At 54.4% G+C, this 263-nt stretch carries 1 protein-coding gene; it reads right to left on the bottom strand.

All coding sequences use genetic code 11. The features are described from left to right. Positions 1-263, bottom strand: a 263-nt coding sequence (locus tag SB772_RS42150) for a DNA gyrase subunit A (protein WP_410838791.1), incomplete at both ends; no start/stop codon positions are given.

Here is a 263-nt window from a genome sequence, read left to right as displayed (position 1 = left end):
GCACGGTATCGCGGCGGAACACCAGCCATTCGGAGAGGATTTCCAGCAGGTTTTTCACCGCCGGACGACCATCCAGACCGATCATATTAAGGTTAATACGATAGCTCTTTTCCAGATCGGTGGTAGCGAAGAGGTGGTTCATCACCTGATCCATATCCACGCGGTTGGAACGCGGCACAATCACCAGGCGGGTCGGGTTCTCGTGGTCAGATTCATCGCGCAGATCGTCAACCATCGGCAGCTTTTTGTTGCGCATTTGCGCA

Source organism: Paraburkholderia sp. SIMBA_030 (assembly GCF_046535245.1).
Classification (GTDB): domain Bacteria; phylum Pseudomonadota; class Gammaproteobacteria; order Burkholderiales; family Burkholderiaceae; genus Paraburkholderia.
This window is presented reverse-complemented; position numbering and strand designations above follow the sequence as displayed.